This is a genomic window from Janthinobacterium sp. PSPC3-1 (assembly GCF_049896105.1).
Lineage (GTDB): Bacteria > Pseudomonadota > Gammaproteobacteria > Burkholderiales > Burkholderiaceae_D > Janthinobacterium.
Genome location: NZ_JAFCTQ010000002.1, coordinates 320,090 through 336,252, shown reverse-complemented (window position 1 = coordinate 336,252; position 16,163 = coordinate 320,090). Strand labels below are relative to the sequence as shown.

Genomic DNA, 16,163 nt, shown 5'->3' with positions numbered 1-16,163 from the left:
ACTGGATTTAAACTCACTACCGAAAGGATTTACCATGCGTCACGGTCACGGCCTCCGTAAACTGAATCGTACCTCGTCCCACCGTCTGGCTATGCTGCGCAACATGACAGTATCGCTGCTGCGTCACGAAGCGATCAAAACCACCCTGCCAAAAGCAAAAGAACTGCGCCGCGTTGTCGAGCCAATTCTGACCATCGGCAAAACCGACTCCCTGGCAAACAAGCGTCTGGCCTTCAACCGTCTGCGCGACCGTGAAATGGTCGTCAAACTGTTCGCTGAACTGGGCCCGCGTTATGCCAACCGTAACGGTGGTTATGTGCGTATCCTGAAAATGGGCTTCCGCGTCGGCGACAATGCTCCTATGGCATTCGTTGAACTGATGGATCGTCCAGATACGACCGAAGCAGTTGAAGTCGCTGGCGAGTAATCCCGGTTACTGCTTCAAGGAAAGCCAGGCCTAGCCTGGCTTTTTTGCTTTCTGCTGCAGCCGGCTCTGCCGCGGTGTACTATTCTTCTTTCGCGCCGGCCCTGCATGCTCCGCGCGACTTCTTGTTGAATGGTCGAAAAAGGTAGTTCATGTCCCGTTTCCCTTCCGGCGCCGCCGCGCGCTTGCCCTCGCGTTACTCCTTGCCCCACTGGTTTGCCGCGTTTCTGCTGTTGTTGATGGCCGTATTCGGCGCCGGCCACGCGCGCGCCGATGACGAATTCCTCGATCCCGAACTGGCGTTCAAGTTTTCCGCCCGCATGCAGGACCCGGCCACCATCGCGGTGACCTATGTGATCGCCGATGGCTACTATATGTACCACGAGCGCTTCAAGTTCGAGGCCACCGGCGCCACTCTGGGCACGCCCGTCTTCCCGAAAGGCAAGGTCAAGTTCGACGAAACCTTCCAGAAGAACGTCGAGACCTTCCGCCACACGCTGACCATCACGATTCCCGTGCAGGCGGCCGGCGCGTTTACGCTCAAATCGACCGGCCAGGGCTGCTCGGACAAGGGCCTGTGCTATGCGCCGCAGGATGCGACGATCAAGCTGGTCGGCGCCGGCGGCCAGAGCATGGCGCCAGGCGCGGTCGCCTCGAAATTCGCCTTGCCGGCGGCGCCCGCCGTCGATACGCCCGCCGTCGATACCAAGGCCATCAACGGCCCGCAGGCGCAGGCCTCGCCGGGCGTTTCCGTGATGAGCATCCCGCAAGCCGATATCACCAGCACGCCCGATGCCGTGCCGGTCCCGGCCGCGCCTGTCGTCAGTGCTGCTGCGGCACCGGTGACAAGCGAAATGGGCAGTATCGAATCTGCCTTAAAAGGCGGCAAGCTGCTGGTGATCGTGCCGTTGTTCATGCTGCTGGGCCTGGGCCTGGCCTTCACGCCGTGCGTGCTGCCGATGGTGCCGATCCTGTCGTCGATTATCGTCGGTGACGGCGCCAAGGTCAGCCGCTCGCGCGGCCTGCTGCTGTCGCTGACCTATGCGCTGGGCATGGCGATCGTCTATACGGCGCTGGGCGTGGCGGCGGGCCTGGCCGGCGAAGGGCTGGCGGCCAAGCTGCAGAACCCGTGGGTGCTCGGTTTCTTTGCCTTGCTGATGGCCGGCTTGTCGCTGTCGATGTTCGGCTTTTATGAACTGCAGGTACCGGCCTTCTTGCAGGGCAAGCTGGCCACCGTGTCGAACCAGCAATCCTCCGGCCGCCTGGCGGGCGTGTTCGTGATGGGCGCGATCTCGGCCCTGATCGTGGGGCCGTGCGTGGCCGCGCCGCTGGCCGGCGCCTTGCTGTACATCAGCCAGACGCGCGACGTGGTCATCGGCGGCAGCGCCCTGTTTGCGATGGCGGTCGGCATGAGCGTGCCCCTGATCCTGGTCGGCGTGTCGGCCGGCGCCTTGCTGCCGCGCGCCGGCGCCTGGATGGATGCCGTGAAACGTTTCTTTGGCGTGCTGCTGCTGGGCGTGGCCTGGTGGCTGGTGTCGCCCGTGTTGCCGGGCAGCGTGCAGATGCTGGGCTGGACCGCGCTGTTCATCGGCTACGGCATGTATCTGCTGGTGGGCAAAAGCTCTTCCAAAAACGCCTGGGTGGCCAAGGCCTTCGGCCTGGTGTTCGCCATCCTCGGCGCGGTGCAGCTGGTGGGCGTGGCCAGCGGCGGCCGCGATCCGCTGGCGCCGTTGGCCCACCTGGGCGGTGGCCAGGTCCATCCGCATGCTTTTACGCGCGTAAAAACCGTGGCGCAGCTCGATGCGGCGCTGGCGCAATTGAACGGCAAGACGGCGCTGCTCGATTTTTATGCGGACTGGTGCGTGTCGTGCAAGGAAATGGAAAAGCTGACGTTTGTCGCGCCAGCCGTGCGCGACAAGATGGGCATGTCGGTGCTGCTGCAGGTCGACGTGACGGCCAATGACGCGGACGACAAGGCCATGCTGAAACGTTTTCAACTGTTCGGCCCGCCCGGCATCATCATGTTCAATCCGCAAGGCCAGGAGATACCGCAATCGCGCGTGATCGGCTTCCAGAACGCGGAAACCTTCCTGGCGTCGTTGAACAAGCTCGATGCAAAGTAAGCGTTTACTCGCGTTGTTCATATGAAAAAAGGCCTGCATTGCAGGCCTTTTCTTTGTTTGCAACAGTTTTAGCCGGCTTTATGTTCCGGGCCGCCACGGTGGCCATGGTGTCCGCGCATGCCGCCATGCTTGCCGCCCGGCACGCTGTTATCGAACACTTTCTGTTGTTCCGGCGTCAGCACGCCATAAAACGTTTTCAGCGACGCCAGACGGCTTTCCTGGCCGGCGATGCGCTCCTTCGACAGGGCGATCCACTGCTCCATGCGCTGGGGTGCCGACAGCTTGGCAAACGCTTCGCGCTTGGCCTTCCAGTCGCCGGCCGGCTTTTTCGGCGCGTTGGCGGCCGTAAAGGTGGCCCAGGCCGGTTCCTGGGCGGCGGTGAGTTTTAGCTTGTCGTGCAGGCGGGCCTGGTATTTGGCCATGCGTTCGGCCGGATTGCCGCGTTCGCCACGGTGTTCGCCGCCGCGTTCGCCACGATGAGCGCGCGGGCCGTCCGGTGCGGCTTTCGGGTTGCTGGTGGCGGCCGGGGCGCTGGCGGGAGCTTGCTGGGCGTGGACGGTCAGCGATGCGGCACCCATGCCGAGTACGCTCAGCGCGACGATCAGGTGTTTGCGTACGGTGTGAAATGAGGTGTTCATCTGGATTCCTTTATGAGTGAAGAGAGCATGTACATGTCTGTGCACATGAATCCAGTGTGGCCGCCCCATGTTTCCACGAAGTGTCCGCTGTCCGACAGTTTGTATCCGTATGTTTCGTCACATGGTCTATATACAAGACGATACAAATGCGCTGTGCACGCCCTTCTGAAGTGGGGATAATTCAGGCATGGAAACCACTTCTACAATACTGATCGTCGACGACGACCGCGATATCCGCAGCCTGCTGGCGGATTACCTGGAAACCAATGCCTACCGCACCCTGGGCGCGGCCGATGGCACGGCCATGTGGAAGGTGCTGGACGAAACCCGGCCCGACCTGATCGTGCTCGACCTGAACCTGCCCGGCGACGACGGCCTGACCCTGTGCCGCAAGCTGCGCGCGCAGTCGACCGTGCCCGTCATCATGCTGACGGCCCGCAACGAACCGCTGGACCGCATCCTGGGCCTGGAAATGGGCGCCGACGATTACCTGCCGAAACCATTCGAGCCGCGCGAGCTGCTGGCGCGCATCCGCAGCGTGCTGCGCCGCAGCCATGCGATGCCGTCCAATGCGCCGTCGGACAAGGCGCAGCAGATCCGCTTCTCGGGCTGGACCCTGGACCTGACGGCGCGCCACCTGCTCAACCCGACCGGCGTGGTGATCATGCTGTCGGGCGCGGAATTTCGTTTGTTGCGCGTGTTCCTCGAGCACCCGAACCGTGTGCTGAACCGCGACCAGCTGCTGAACCTGACGCAGGGCCGCGACGCCGACCCGTTCGACCGCTCGATCGATATCCAGATCAGCCGCTTGCGGCAAAAGCTGGGCGAGGATGCACGTTTGCCGCAAATCATCAAGACCGTGCGCAACGGCGGCTATGTGCTGGCCGGCCAGGTCAACGTGGAGCCGCACGCGTGAAGGCCTTTCTCGGTTCGATGACGGGGCGCGTCTTCATGGTGCTGCTGATCGGCGTGGTGGCCTCGGCCGCGCTGACGCAGTGGCTGGCCGTGGGCGAGCGCCAGCGGGCGATCGAACAGTACCGCGACTATCACGCCGTCGAGCGTGCCGAGCAGCTGGTGATGTCGACCGACATGGTGCCGCTGGCGTCGCGCGCGGCCTACCTGAAGGTGGCCAACAAGGGCAGCGTGCGGCTGGAACTGCGGCCGGACGCCGAACACGCGGCCGGCGCGCCGACCGAGTTTTCCAGCGCGCTGCAAGCCAAGCTGGGCGAGGCCTTCAAGGTGACCGCGCTGGCCCAGCTGCCGCTGGTCTGCGTCAAGCCGAAGAAAGCGCCCGGCCTGTTTTCGCCCAAGCCTTGGGGCGGCACCTGCGAAAGCCTGGACGTGCGCATGCAGGACGGCCACATGCTGCGCCTGCTGGTGCTGCCGCCGCGCCAGCCGGCGTTCGCCGAGCACAATGACTGGATGACCCTGCTGCCTTTCCTGATCAGCATCGCCATCCTGGCCTACCTGGTCACGCGCATGACGATGCGGCCGTTGAAACAGCTGGCGCAGGCGGCGAAAGACCTGGGCAACGACATCAACCATCCGCCGCTGGCCCTGACGGGCGCGAGCGAAATCCGCCAGGCCAGCGCGGCCTTCAACGCCATGCAGGCGCGCATCCGCCAGCACATCTTCCAGCGCACGCAGATGCTGGCCGCCATCACGCACGATCTGCAGACGCCGCTCACGCGTTTGCGCCTGCGGCTGGAAAAAGTGGCCGACTCCGACCTGCACGAACGGCTGGTGGGCGATTTGTCGGCCATGCAGAGCATGGTCAAGGAAGGGCTGGACCTGGCGCGCTCGATGGACAGCACGGAAGCGATGCAGGCGCTCGACCTCGATTCGCTGCTCGACAGCGTCTGTTCGGACGCCGCCGATGCGGGCCAGAACGTGACCCTGGAAGGCCATGCCGGCATGGCCCTGATGGGCCGCCCGATCGCCATGCGGCGCTGCCTGGTCAACCTGATCGACAATGCCGTCAAATATGGCCAGCATGCGCAGGTGACGGTCGAGCGCCTGACGGGCGCGGCGCGCATCCGCATCCGCGATGGCGGTCCCGGCATTGCGCCCGACCAGCTGGCCAAGGTGTTCGAACCGTTCTACCGCATCGAGACCTCGCGTTCGCGCGAATCCGGCGGCACCGGCCTGGGCCTGACGATTGCACGCAATATCGCCGAACAGCACGGCGCCACGGTTTTGCTGTCCAATCATGTGGACGGCGGGCTGGAAGTGACCCTGGTGGTGCCACAATATTACGCAGGAAAGTGATGATTTCCCGTGACGCTTTCATGCGACAATATCGCCCTTAATGCCTTTAGGCAATTAATTCAACCTGCAAAATCCGCGCCGAGACAGCGTGACGAATAATGAAAAAAACTAGCCTGGCAATCCTGGTCGGTGGTGCCCTGTGTATCGGTGGCGGCATCTGGTATTTCAATCATCAGTCCGCCGACAAGGCCAGGAGCGGAGCGGCGGCCAAGGGAGGGCAGGCGCCGACCAGCGTCAGCGTGGTCAAGCCCGTGCGCCAGGACGTGCCCATCGTGCTGCAGGCCAATGGCAGCGTGACGCCGATCAGCAGCGTCGACCTGCATCCGCAAACCACCAGCACGATTGCCAAGGTGCATATCAAGGAAGGCCAGTACGTCAAACAGGGCGAGCTGATGTTCACCCTGGACGCACGCACCGAAAGCGCCAACGTGGAAAAAGCCCAGGCGCAAGTGTTGCGCGACCGCGCCTCGGTGCAGGACTTCGAGCGCCAGCTCAAGCGCAGCACCGATTTGCTCAGCAAGAACTTCATCGCCCAGGGCGCCGTCGATACCCTGCAAAGCCAGCTCGACGCGGCGCGCGCCTTGCTGGCCGCCGACCAGGCCGCCTTGCGCGCGGCCCAAGTCGATTCCAGCTACACCATCTTGCGCGCGCCCCTGAGCGGCCGGGTCGGCGCCATCGGCGTGTATCCGGGCAGCCTGGTGCAGCCGACCACCTCGCTCACCAGCATTACCCAGCTCGATCCGATCGATGTTGTGTTCACCTTGCCGGAGAGCAGTTTGTCGGCCCTGCTGTCGGCGCAGAAAGCGGGCGAAGTGCCCGTCACGGCGCTGCTGGCGGACGCCGGCGGCAAGCAGGTCCAGGGCAAGCTGAACTTTATCGACAACGCCGTCGATCCGACGTCGGGCATGATCAAGGTCAAGGCCCGTTTCGGCAATACCCAAACCGATCTGTGGCCGGGCCAGTACATCAATACCCAGATGACGGTGCAAACCCTGAAAGACGCGCTGGTGATCCCGCAAAACGCCATCATCACCACCACCGCCGGCACCCTGGTCTATACCATGCAGGCCGACAACACGGCCATGGCGAACAAGGTCACGCGCGTGCATGCGTTTGGCCTGAATGCCGCGGTGACGGGCTTGACTGGCGATGAGCAGGTGATTGTCGACGGCAAGCAGAACCTGCGTCCGGGCAGCAAGGTGCGCCTGGCGGAAAAACGCCAGGATACCACCCCGGCCGCTGCCGCCACGCCGACGGGCAAGCCAGCATGAACCTGTCCGAACTGAGCATCCGCCGCCCCGTGATGGTTGTGCTGCTGTCCCTCTCCATCATCCTGGCCGGCGTGCTGGCGTATCTGCAGATCCCCGTGGCGGCCTTGCCGAGCTATAACACGCCCGTCATCAACGTCAGCGCCGACCTGGCCGGCGCCAGCCCGGAAACCATGGCGTCATCCGTCGCCTTGCCGCTGGAAAAGCAGTTTTCCACGATTTCCGGCCTGAGCCTGATCACCTCCACCAGTACTTTGGGCAACACCTCATTGACCCTGGAATTCGACTCCAGCATCAATGTCAACGAGGCGGCCGTCGACGTGCAGGCGGCACTGCTGCGCGCCCAGCGCCAGTTGCCGACCGAAATGACGGACTTGCCGTCCTACCGCAAGGTCAACCCGGCCGATGCGCCGGTGCTGTTCATCCAGATGACCTCGCCATCGTTGAACCTGTCGGACCTGAACGATTACGCGGAAAACCTGATCGCCCCCAGCCTGTCGACCTTGCCCGGCGTGGCGCAGGTGGTGGTCAACGGCCAGAAGCGCTTTGCCGTGCGCGTGCGCGCGCGTGCCGATTTGATGAATGCGCGCGACCTGACCATGGACGAGCTGGCCACGGCGCTGCGCACCTCGAACACCAATTCGCCGCTGGGCATCCTGGACGGCCCGAGCCAGACCCTGACCATCCAGGGCAATCCGCAGATGATGAAGGCGGCCGATTTTTCCGAGCTGATCGTCGCCAGCCGCAACGGCCAGCCCGTGCGTTTGAAGGACGTGGCCGAGGTGGAAGACAGTTTTCAATCGATCAAGGCGGTCGGCAGCTTCAATGGCGAGCGCTCGATCAGCCTGATGGTGCAGCGCCAGCCCGACGCCAACACGGTGCAGGTGGTCGACGGCGTGCGCCGCCTGTTGCCCGGTTTCAAGGAACAACTGCCGCAGTCGATCCAGATCAGTCTGGTCAACGACCGTTCGCTGTCGATCCGCGAGGCGATTCACGACGTCAACCTGACCCTGGCGCTCACCGTGGTGCTGGTGGTGCTGGTGATCTTCCTGTTTTTGCACCGCGCGGCCGCCACCTTCATTCCGGCCGTCACCATGCCGATTTCGCTGCTGGGCGCGCTGGCCCTGCTGTACTGGCTAGGTTACAGCCTCGACAATATCTCGCTGCTGGGCATTACGCTGGCCGTCGGCCTGGTGGTCGATGACGCCATCGTGGTGCTGGAAAACATCGTGCGCCATATCGAGATGGGCAAGAAGCCGATCCAGGCGGCACTGGTGGGCGCGAAAGAGATGGGTTTTACCATCATCTCGATTTCCGTCTCGCTGGTGGCGGTGTTTATCCCGATCTTCTTCATGCCGGGCGTGATCGGCCTGCTGTTCCATGAATTTGCCGTGGTGGTCTCGCTGGCGATCCTGGTGTCGGCGATAATCTCGCTGACCCTGGTGCCGATGCTGGCCAGCCGCTTCCTGCCGGCCGGCGCGCAGGGACACGACCACGCCGAGGAAAAAACCTTTATCGGCCGCCACTTCGAAGCCGGTTTTACGCGCGTGCGCAATGGTTATGTCTTCGTGCTCGACAAGGCACTGGCGCACCGCAACGTGGTGCTGCTGATCGCCGTGTGCACGTTTGCCCTGACCGTGATTCTGTACGCGACGATACCGAAAGGCTTCTTCCCCGAGGAAGACCTGGGCCAGATCCAGGTCAATACGGAAGCGTCGGAGGATATCTCGTCGGAAGCCCTGCAAGCCCTGCAGGCACGCATGGCGGCCGTGATCAAGGCCGACCCCAGCGTGCAGGACGTCACTTCGTTTGTCGGTGGCGGCAATACGGGCCGCATGTTCATGGTGCTGAAACCGCGCAGCGAACGGCCGAAAATGCCGGTGGTGCTGGAAAACCTGCGCCGGGCCACCAGCGCCGTGCCCGGCATGGCCGTGTATTTCCGTCCCGTGCAAAACTTGCAGCTGGGCGGGCGCCAGAGCAAGAGCCGCTACCAGTACACCCTGCAAAGCGTCAGCCCCGACGCCCTGAATGACTGGGCCGAGAAATTCCTGGCCGGCATGCGCGCCGACCCGGCCTTCCGCGACGTCACCAGCGATTCGCAGATCAAGGGCTTGCAGGCCTCGCTGAAGATCGACCGCGACAAGGCGAACATGCTGGGCGTGCAGATGTCGGACATTCGCACCGCCCTGTACAGCGCGTTTGGCGAACGGCAGGTGTCGACCATCTATTCCTCGGCCGCCAGCTATTACGTGATCCTGGAAGCGGCCACGCCGGACCGCCAGTACGACGATGCGCTGACGCGCGTGTCGGTGCGCAGCAAGACGGGCGAACTGGTCAAATTGTCGAGCATTGCCCGGGTCGAGCGCACCATCGGCCCCACCTCCGTCAATCACCAGGGCCAGCTGCAGGCCGTCACGATTGCCTTCAACCTGGCGCCGGACGTGCCGCTGGGGATTGCCACCGGCAAGATCGACGTGATGAGCAAGGGCATGAACTTGCCCGCGTCGATCATCACCCGCTACGGCGGCGACGCGGCCGTGTTCCAAGATTCGCAGGCCAGCCAGATCATCCTGATCATCGCCGCGCTGGCCGTCATCTACGTGCTGCTGGGCGTCTTGTACGAAAGCTATATCCACCCGCTGACCATTTTGGCCGGCCTGCCGTCGGCCGCTGTTGGCGCGCTGCTGACCTTGCGTCTGTTCGGCATGGACCTGACCATGATCGCGATTATCGGCATTTTGATGCTGATCGGCATCGTCAAGAAAAACGCCATCATGATGATCGACTTTGCCCTGCATGCGCAGAGGAACGAGGGCCTGGCCCCCGCCGAAGCGATACGCCAGGCCTGCATCCTGCGCTTCCGTCCGATCATGATGACCTCGGCGGCGGCGCTGATGGGCGCCTTGCCGATCGCACTGGGCCTGGGCGCGGGCGCCGAACTGCGCCAGCCGCTGGGCCTGGCCGTGGTCGGCGGCCTGATCTTTTCGCAAGTGATCACCTTGTTCATCACGCCCGTGATCTATCTGTTCCTCGACAAATACAGCGGCACCGGGCCGATGACGGACGAGCAACTGGTGGCGCTCGACAACAAAGCCTGATTGCTCGGATAAAAAACGCTGCGGCGCGCCAGTCCTTCGGGAACGGCGCGCCGTTTGTGTTACCTGGCTGTAAGAAGCGTGATACATACGGTAACAACCATCAAGGGCCGCTTCGGCTACTCTTCATGGCGGTGCAAGGAATGCCGCGATCCTGTACGCTTCGGGTGGCAAGGGCGCGGCAAGTGTTTCCAAACGCCGGCGATTCTGGCACTATGACTGCCCTGTAAGATCAACTTTGTTGCTACAAAGAAAGCACGATTCATTTTGCATGACACGACCCACCCGATGGCTGCCGATACCGGCTATTGCCCTACCTGCGGGCAATTGATCCAGCCGCCACTGGCCTATGGCGAAAAGACCAGCAACCGCCGCAAGGTGATACTGGGCGTGTCTGTCCTGCTGCACGTGCTGATTGCCGCGTATGCCTTGCTGCATACGGACAAGATCGAAAAGATCCCGCCGCCGAAAAAGGAAAGCGCGATGGTGTATATCGCGCCGCTGAAGGACAAGCCGACGCCGAAACCGACGCCCAAGCCCACGCCCAAGCCGACGCCGAAGGAAACCAAGGTTGCCAAGGTGAAACCGCCGCCAGCGCCGAGCAAGCCGGTGGTGACGAAAAACGTGCCGCGCGACAAGCCGAAGCTGGAAACCTTTACGCCGCCGCTGGTATCGAAAGTGCCGTTGCCGCCGCCGCCGGCCGACGACATGGCCACCATGATCGAGCAGCGCCGCCAGCAGCGCCAGGCGCAGCAGCCGGCGCCGCCGGCCGAGGAAAGCGAAAACGACCGCGCCACGCGCGTGGCCAAGGCCAATATCGCGCGCGCCCAGGGCCGCAACTCGGGCAGCGACAACGATGATTCGGGTGGCGTGTTTTCCATCGTCAACCAGACCTCGTTCAGTGCCGAAGTCAAGTTCAAGGGCTGGAACGGTAACTTCAAGCGCAACTGGCTGAAGCAGGAAAAAGTTGAGCTGGGCAATGAGCCCGATATCGAATCGGCCATCATCAAGAAGATGATCCAGCTGATCCGTGCCGAAAAGCCGGGCGACTTCGTGTGGGAATCGCGCCGCCTGGGCCGCAACGTCAATCTCAGCGCTCGCGTCGAGGATACTGCCGAGCTGACCGCGTTCCTGCGCCAGGAATTCTTTTCCGAGAAACGGCCAGGGCCGGGCCGGCGTTAATTTTCAGCCATGAAAAAAAGGCGGCTCACGCAAGTGAGCCGCCTTTTTAACGTGCCGTACTGATACGAGGATCAAGCCGGTTTGTCTGCTTCCGGTTCGACGTCGTCTTCCATCTCGATCAGTTCCACCATTTCGGCGGCGCCGTCTTCGCTGATGCCGGCCAGTTCCATGATCTTGTCATTGGCTTCCTCGATGCCGACCCGTTTCAGGGCCGAGAACAGCTGCACCGTGAACGGGAAGCCGACGCCGTCTTCATCGACATAGCTGTCGAGCTTGGCCTTGGCCTGGCGCAGGGCGTTCACCGATTCATTGCGGTTCAGCTTGTCCACTTTGGTCAGGATGCAGTGGATCGGCTTGCCGGTCGGCGCGAACCATTCCAGCATCTGGATGTCGAGGTCCGTAAACGGGCGGCGCGAATCCATGATCAGGACCAGGCCGGCCAGCTGTTCGCGGCGTTGTACATAGTCGCCCAGCAAACGCTGCCAGTGCAGCTTGGCCGAGCCCGACACTTCCGCATAGCCATAACCGGGCAAGTCGACCAGCAGGCATTCGATCTCTTCGACGATGGTGGCATCCTTGCGGTGCTGGCCCACGTGGGCGCCGCCGATCGAGAAATAGTTGATATGCTGGGTACGGCCCGGCGTCTTGGAGGCGAACGCCAAGCCTTTCTGATTGCACAAAATATTGATGGCGGTCGATTTGCCGGCATTGGAGCGGCCGGCAAAAGCGATTTCCGGCACCGAGGTATCGGGCAGGTCGCGCAGTTGGTTGACGGTCGTAAAGAAACGGGCTTGCCAGAGTTTTGACATGGGAGTAGTAATGCAAGAAAAGGGAGCGATAAGAGAGCAATAACGCCAAGAAGCTATTGTACAATAAGGAGTTGTTAATTGTTGCCGGCGTAGCAGCGATGCGGCTTGCGGCCCTGAAAATAATGCAAAAATCCCAGGGCGCGGCAATGTCCACCACTAATTTTTCACTGTCCCAGGGTGCCTGAATGAATCGTGCATTTTCACCGTTGTTCAAATCCATGTTGCTCGCTTTGCTGGCCATCTCGGCAACTGTTTCGGCCGCTGAAGCACCGAAGCCCGCCGTCAAAGCCGATGCCAACAAGGGCGCCACCCTGTACACCGATGGCGACGCCGCGCGCGGCTTGCCCGCCTGCGTCTCCTGCCATGGCGCGGCCGGCAATTCGACCATCACGGTCAATCCCAAGCTGGCCGGCCAGCACGAAAACTATCTGTACAAGCAGCTGGTCGATTTCACCACGCCGCAGCGCAACCAGCCCGTGATGTCGACCTACGCCAAGATGCTCAGCGATGCCGACAAGAAAAACGTCGCCGCCTACCTGGGCGCGCAGCTGGCCAAGCCGGGCGCCGCCAAGAACAAGGACACCATCGAGCTGGGCAAGAAGATCTACCGTGGCGGAATTGCTTCGAAACAAGTCGCGGCCTGTGCCAGCTGTCATGGCGCGGCGGGCAATGGCATCCCCGTGCAATATCCGCGCATCGCCGGCCAGCACCAGGACTATACGATCGCCCAGCTGACCCAGTTCCGCAGCACCAAGGCCGATGCGCGCAAGAACAGCGTCGACATGCACACCATCGCCGCGCGCATGTCGGACGATGAGATCGCCGCCGTTGCCGATTACATAGCCGGCCTGAAATAACTTTCCATAGCGGCAATCATTGCCGGACACTATGGTGTGGATGAAGAAGGGCGGCCGTGGCAAGGGGCTGCCCTTTTTTTATGACCCCGGCCAAACTGGGTTATGCTGCCGCCTTGCGCAGCCGAAACTTCCCCGCCTTTTTTAGATTGCCATTCAGTATGAGTAACAACGCATGAGTACCAGCACCACCGGAATCGAACTCAAAACGCAGCGCCGCAGCCTGGCCGAATTCGTCGAATTGATCTCGTCGATGCGCTTTGCCATCAGCTTGCTGACCCTGATCGCCGTGTCCTCCGTGATCGGCACCGTGCTCAAGCAGAACGAGCCGATGCCCAATTACATCAACCAGTTCGGCCCGTTCTGGTTTTCCGTGTTCGACAAGCTGAGCCTGTATTCGGTCTATTCGGCCTGGTGGTTTCTGCTGATCATGGGTTTCCTGGTCGCCTCGACCTCGCTGTGCATCGTGCGCAATGCGCCGAAGATGCTCAAGGACATGCGCAGCTGGCGCGAAACCGTGCGTGAGCAGTCCTTGCGCAATTTCCACCACAAGGCCGAATGGCTGGCGGCGCTGCCGCGCGCCGCGCTGGCCCAGCAGATGGTGATGCGTTTGAAGGACGCCGGCTACCAGGCCAAGATCGTGGAAAAGGACAACGCTACGCTGGTGGCGGCCAAGCGCGGCGCGGCCAACAAATGGGGCTATATCTTTGCCCACGGCGCCATCGTCATCATCTGCGTCGGCGGCCTGCTGGACTCGGAAATGCCGATCAGGGTGCAACAATGGTTCTTCGGCAAGACGCCGTTTGCCGGCAGCGGCGTGATCGCCGAGATTCCCGCCCAGCACCGTTTGAGCCTGTCGAACCCCACTTTCCGCGGCAATACCATGATCCCGGAAGGCTCGACCAGCAGCACCGCCATCATTCCGCAAGCCGATGGCGTGCTGATCCAGGATCTGCCGATCACCATCCTGCTGAAGAAATTCCATATCGATTTCTATAGCACCGGCATGCCCAAGCTGTTCGCCAGCGACGTGGTGGTCACCGACCATGAGACGGGCGCGAGTTTTCCGGCCACCATCAAGGTCAACCAGCCGCTGCTGTACAAAGGCCTGGCGCTGTACCAGTCCAGCTTTGAAGATGGCGGCAGCAAGCTCAAGCTCACCGGTTTCCCGATGGCCGGCAAGACGGACAAACGTTTCGATATCGGCGGCGAAGTGGGCGGCAGCACGCCGCTGGAGCGCAGCGACGGCAATTCGTATAGCGTCGAATGGTCGGGTTTCCGTCCGTTCAACGTGGAAAACATGAGTTCCGGCCAGGATGTGCGGGCCGTCAGCAAGGCCGAGAGTTTCAATGAAAAATTCGCCGTCGGCCTCGACAAGCGTCTCGGTTCCGCCGCCAAGAACGCCAATAACAAGGACCTGAAAAACGTCGGCCCCAGCGTGCTGTACAAATTGCGCGACAAGACGGGCCAGGCGCGCGAGTACCAGAACTACATGCAGCCCGTCACGGTCGACGGCGCGCTGGTGTTCCTGGCCGGCATGCGCGTCAACCCGAGCGACGCCTTCAGCTACCTGCGCATTCCCGCCGACGACAATTACACGGTGAAGGAATGGATGCGCCTGCGCGCCGCGCTGCAGGACCCGGAACTGCGCGAGCAGGCCGCCGCCCGCTACGCCCAGCGCGCCATGCCGAACGCCAACGCGGAAGCGCTGCGCGGCCAGCTGCAGGAATCGGCCGCGAAAAGCCTGGCCATCTTTGCCGGCAACGGGCAGGAGGGCGGTTTCCTGGCGATTTCGCGTTTCCTGGAAAAAGTGCCCAAGGCCGAGCAGGAAAAGGCGGCCGATATCTTCATGAAGATCCTCAACGGCAGCCTGTGGGACTTGTGGCAGGCCGCGCGCGCCAAGGCCGGCCTGAGCGCCATCGAGGCCGATGAAAAGCACGGCCGTTTCCTGCAACTGGCGACCAATGCCCTGTCCGACAGCTTCTTCTATGGTGCGCCCGTGTATTTGCAGCTCGATGAGTTTACGGAAATCAAGGCTTCCGTGCTGCAAGTGACGCGCTCGCCGGGCAAGGGCGTGGTCTACCTGGGCTGTTTGTTCCTGGTGATCGGCGTGTTTTCCATGTTCTATATCCGTGAGCGCCGCTTGTGGGTGTGGATCAAGGATGATGCCAACAACCCTGGCGACAGCACCGCCCTGATGGCCATGAGCACCCAGCGCAAGACGCTGGATTTTGAAAAAGAATTTGAGAACCTGAAGGCAAAATTGCCGCAATCGGCGTAAGCTGCGCCTGAGCTGGCGTCACGCCGTGCAGGCAATGGAGAAAAACATGGAATTGGCAAATAAACAGATTTACACGCAGGAACCCGGCTTTTTCAAGCGCCTGGGCCTGGTCGACTGGCTGTACGGCGCGGGCCTGCTGGCCGCTTCGCTGTATGGCTTGGTGCACTTTGGCGCCTTCATGGACATCTATGAAAAAGTCATTTTACTGGCGGCGGCGCCCACCTTTGCCTGGCTGGGCTGGTACTGGAAGCCGGTGCGCTGGCTGATCCCCGTGGCCGCCGTGCTGTCGCTGTTTGCCATCGAACTCTACGGTGGCCAGCTGGACATGGCAAACCAGAAATTTTTCCTGAAGTATATGTTGTCCAGCCAGTCCGCGATTCTGTGGATGGGCACCTTGTTCGTGCTGTCGACCCTGTTCTACTGGATCGGCCTGGTGGCGCGCTCGGACTTCGGTTCCTCGGTCGGTTCCCTGCTGTGCTGGGCCGGCGTGGTGCTGGGCCTGACGGGCATGCTGGTGCGCTGGTATGAGTCCTACTTGATCGGTGCCGACGTGGGCCATATTCCCGTGTCGAACCTGTATGAAGTGTTCATCCTGTTTTCCTTGATCACGGCCATGTTCTACCTGTACTACGAGCAGCACTATGCGACGCGCCAGCTGGGCGCCTTCGTCATGCTGGTGATTTCCGCCGCCGTGGTATTTTTGCTGTGGTACACCGTCACGCGCGACGCGGCCGATATCCAGCCGCTGGTGCCGGCCTTGCAAAGCTGGTGGATGAAGATCCACGTGCCGGCCAACTTCATCGGCTACGGTACCTTTTCGCTGTCGGCCATGGTCGCTTCGGCCTACCTGCTGAAATCGAGCGGCTACCTGGTCGACCGCCTGCCATCGCTGGAAGTGCTGGACGACGTGATGTACAAGGCCATTTCCGTCGGCTTCGCTTTCTTCACGGTAGCGACCATCCTGGGCGCGCTGTGGGCAGCCGAGGCGTGGGGCGGCTACTGGTCGTGGGATCCGAAGGAAACCTGGGCCCTGATCGTCTGGCTCAACTATGCGGCCTGGCTGCACATGCGATTGATGACGGGTTTGCGCGGCAGAGTGGCGGCCTGGTGGGCGCTGGTGGGCCTGATGGTGACGACGTTTGCTTTCCTGGGTGTCAATATGTTTCTGTCCGGCCTGCATTCTTACGGCAAACTGTAAGCAATTTTCTAGATGACGCAAGC

The 16,163-nt window shown here is 62.0% G+C and carries 12 protein-coding genes; 10 read left to right on the top strand and 2 right to left on the bottom strand.

Annotated features, from left to right (window positions below; genetic code table 11):
• Positions 1 to 34: 34 nt before the first annotated feature.
• On the top strand, positions 35 to 427 hold the full coding sequence (gene rplQ, locus ACP7B7_RS03700; protein ID WP_065310142.1) for a 50S ribosomal protein L17: 393 nt from the start codon (positions 35 to 37) through the stop codon (positions 425 to 427).
• Positions 428 to 576: 149 nt separating this feature from the next.
• The gene (gene dsbD / locus ACP7B7_RS03695; protein ID WP_308923555.1) at positions 577 to 2,547 is read left to right on the top strand and encodes a protein-disulfide reductase DsbD; all 1,971 of its coding nucleotides are present in this window, start codon (positions 577 to 579) and stop codon (positions 2,545 to 2,547) included.
• Between the two features lie 68 nt (positions 2,548 to 2,615).
• Here the strand turns inward: dsbD and ACP7B7_RS03690 are convergent, their stop codons facing one another.
• Positions 2,616 to 3,185, bottom strand: a complete 570-nt coding sequence (locus ACP7B7_RS03690; protein WP_308923556.1) for a Spy/CpxP family protein refolding chaperone — start codon at positions 3,183 to 3,185, stop codon at positions 2,616 to 2,618.
• A gap of 187 nt (positions 3,186 to 3,372) precedes the next feature.
• Between ACP7B7_RS03690 and ACP7B7_RS03685 the strand changes: the two genes are divergently transcribed.
• The 5 genes from ACP7B7_RS03685 (at position 3,373) to ACP7B7_RS03665 (ending at position 10,998) form a co-directional block, all read left to right on the top strand.
• The gene (locus tag ACP7B7_RS03685; RefSeq protein ID WP_065310140.1) at positions 3,373 to 4,101 is read left to right on the top strand and encodes a response regulator; all 729 of its coding nucleotides are present in this window, start codon (positions 3,373 to 3,375) and stop codon (positions 4,099 to 4,101) included.
• Positions 4,098 to 5,453 carry an ATP-binding protein gene (locus ACP7B7_RS03680; protein ID WP_308923557.1) on the top strand — a complete coding sequence of 452 codons (1,356 nt, stop codon included), beginning with the start codon at positions 4,098 to 4,100 and terminating at the stop codon, positions 5,451 to 5,453. Before ACP7B7_RS03685 ends, ACP7B7_RS03680 begins: the two co-directional genes overlap by 4 nt.
• 98 nt (positions 5,454 to 5,551) lie before the next feature.
• Positions 5,552 to 6,724, top strand: a complete 1,173-nt coding sequence (locus ACP7B7_RS03675) for an efflux RND transporter periplasmic adaptor subunit (protein ID WP_308923558.1) — start codon at positions 5,552 to 5,554, stop codon at positions 6,722 to 6,724.
• Positions 6,721 to 9,819: an efflux RND transporter permease subunit gene (locus ACP7B7_RS03670; RefSeq protein ID WP_426075780.1), complete on the top strand. Its 3,099-nt coding sequence runs from the start codon at positions 6,721 to 6,723 to the stop codon at positions 9,817 to 9,819. The genes ACP7B7_RS03675 and ACP7B7_RS03670 overlap by 4 nt, the downstream gene beginning before the upstream one ends.
• Positions 9,820 to 10,104: 285 nt before the next feature.
• On the top strand, positions 10,105 to 10,998 hold the full coding sequence (locus ACP7B7_RS03665; RefSeq protein WP_308923560.1) for a hypothetical protein: 894 nt from the start codon (positions 10,105 to 10,107) through the stop codon (positions 10,996 to 10,998).
• A gap of 71 nt (positions 10,999 to 11,069) precedes the next feature.
• Here the strand turns inward: ACP7B7_RS03665 and yihA are convergent, their stop codons facing one another.
• On the bottom strand, positions 11,070 to 11,807 hold the full coding sequence (gene yihA / locus ACP7B7_RS03660; protein ID WP_426075779.1) for a ribosome biogenesis GTP-binding protein YihA/YsxC: 738 nt from the start codon (positions 11,805 to 11,807) through the stop codon (positions 11,070 to 11,072).
• 185 nt (positions 11,808 to 11,992) lie between these two features.
• Here yihA and ACP7B7_RS03655 point away from each other — a divergent pair, with 185 nt between their 5' ends.
• The 3 genes from ACP7B7_RS03655 to ccsB all read left to right on the top strand — a co-directional run bounded on the left by ACP7B7_RS03655 (position 11,993) and on the right by ccsB (position 16,140).
• The gene (locus ACP7B7_RS03655; RefSeq protein ID WP_426075778.1) at positions 11,993 to 12,664 is read left to right on the top strand and encodes a c-type cytochrome; all 672 of its coding nucleotides are present in this window, start codon (positions 11,993 to 11,995) and stop codon (positions 12,662 to 12,664) included.
• Between the two features lie 172 nt (positions 12,665 to 12,836).
• The gene (locus ACP7B7_RS03650; RefSeq protein WP_426075777.1) at positions 12,837 to 14,942 is read left to right on the top strand and encodes a cytochrome c biogenesis protein ResB; all 2,106 of its coding nucleotides are present in this window, start codon (positions 12,837 to 12,839) and stop codon (positions 14,940 to 14,942) included.
• A gap of 46 nt (positions 14,943 to 14,988) precedes the next feature.
• Positions 14,989 to 16,140 carry a c-type cytochrome biogenesis protein CcsB gene (gene ccsB / locus ACP7B7_RS03645; protein WP_308923564.1) on the top strand — a complete coding sequence of 384 codons (1,152 nt, stop codon included), beginning with the start codon at positions 14,989 to 14,991 and terminating at the stop codon, positions 16,138 to 16,140.
• The last annotated feature ends 23 nt before the right edge of the window (positions 16,141 to 16,163 follow it).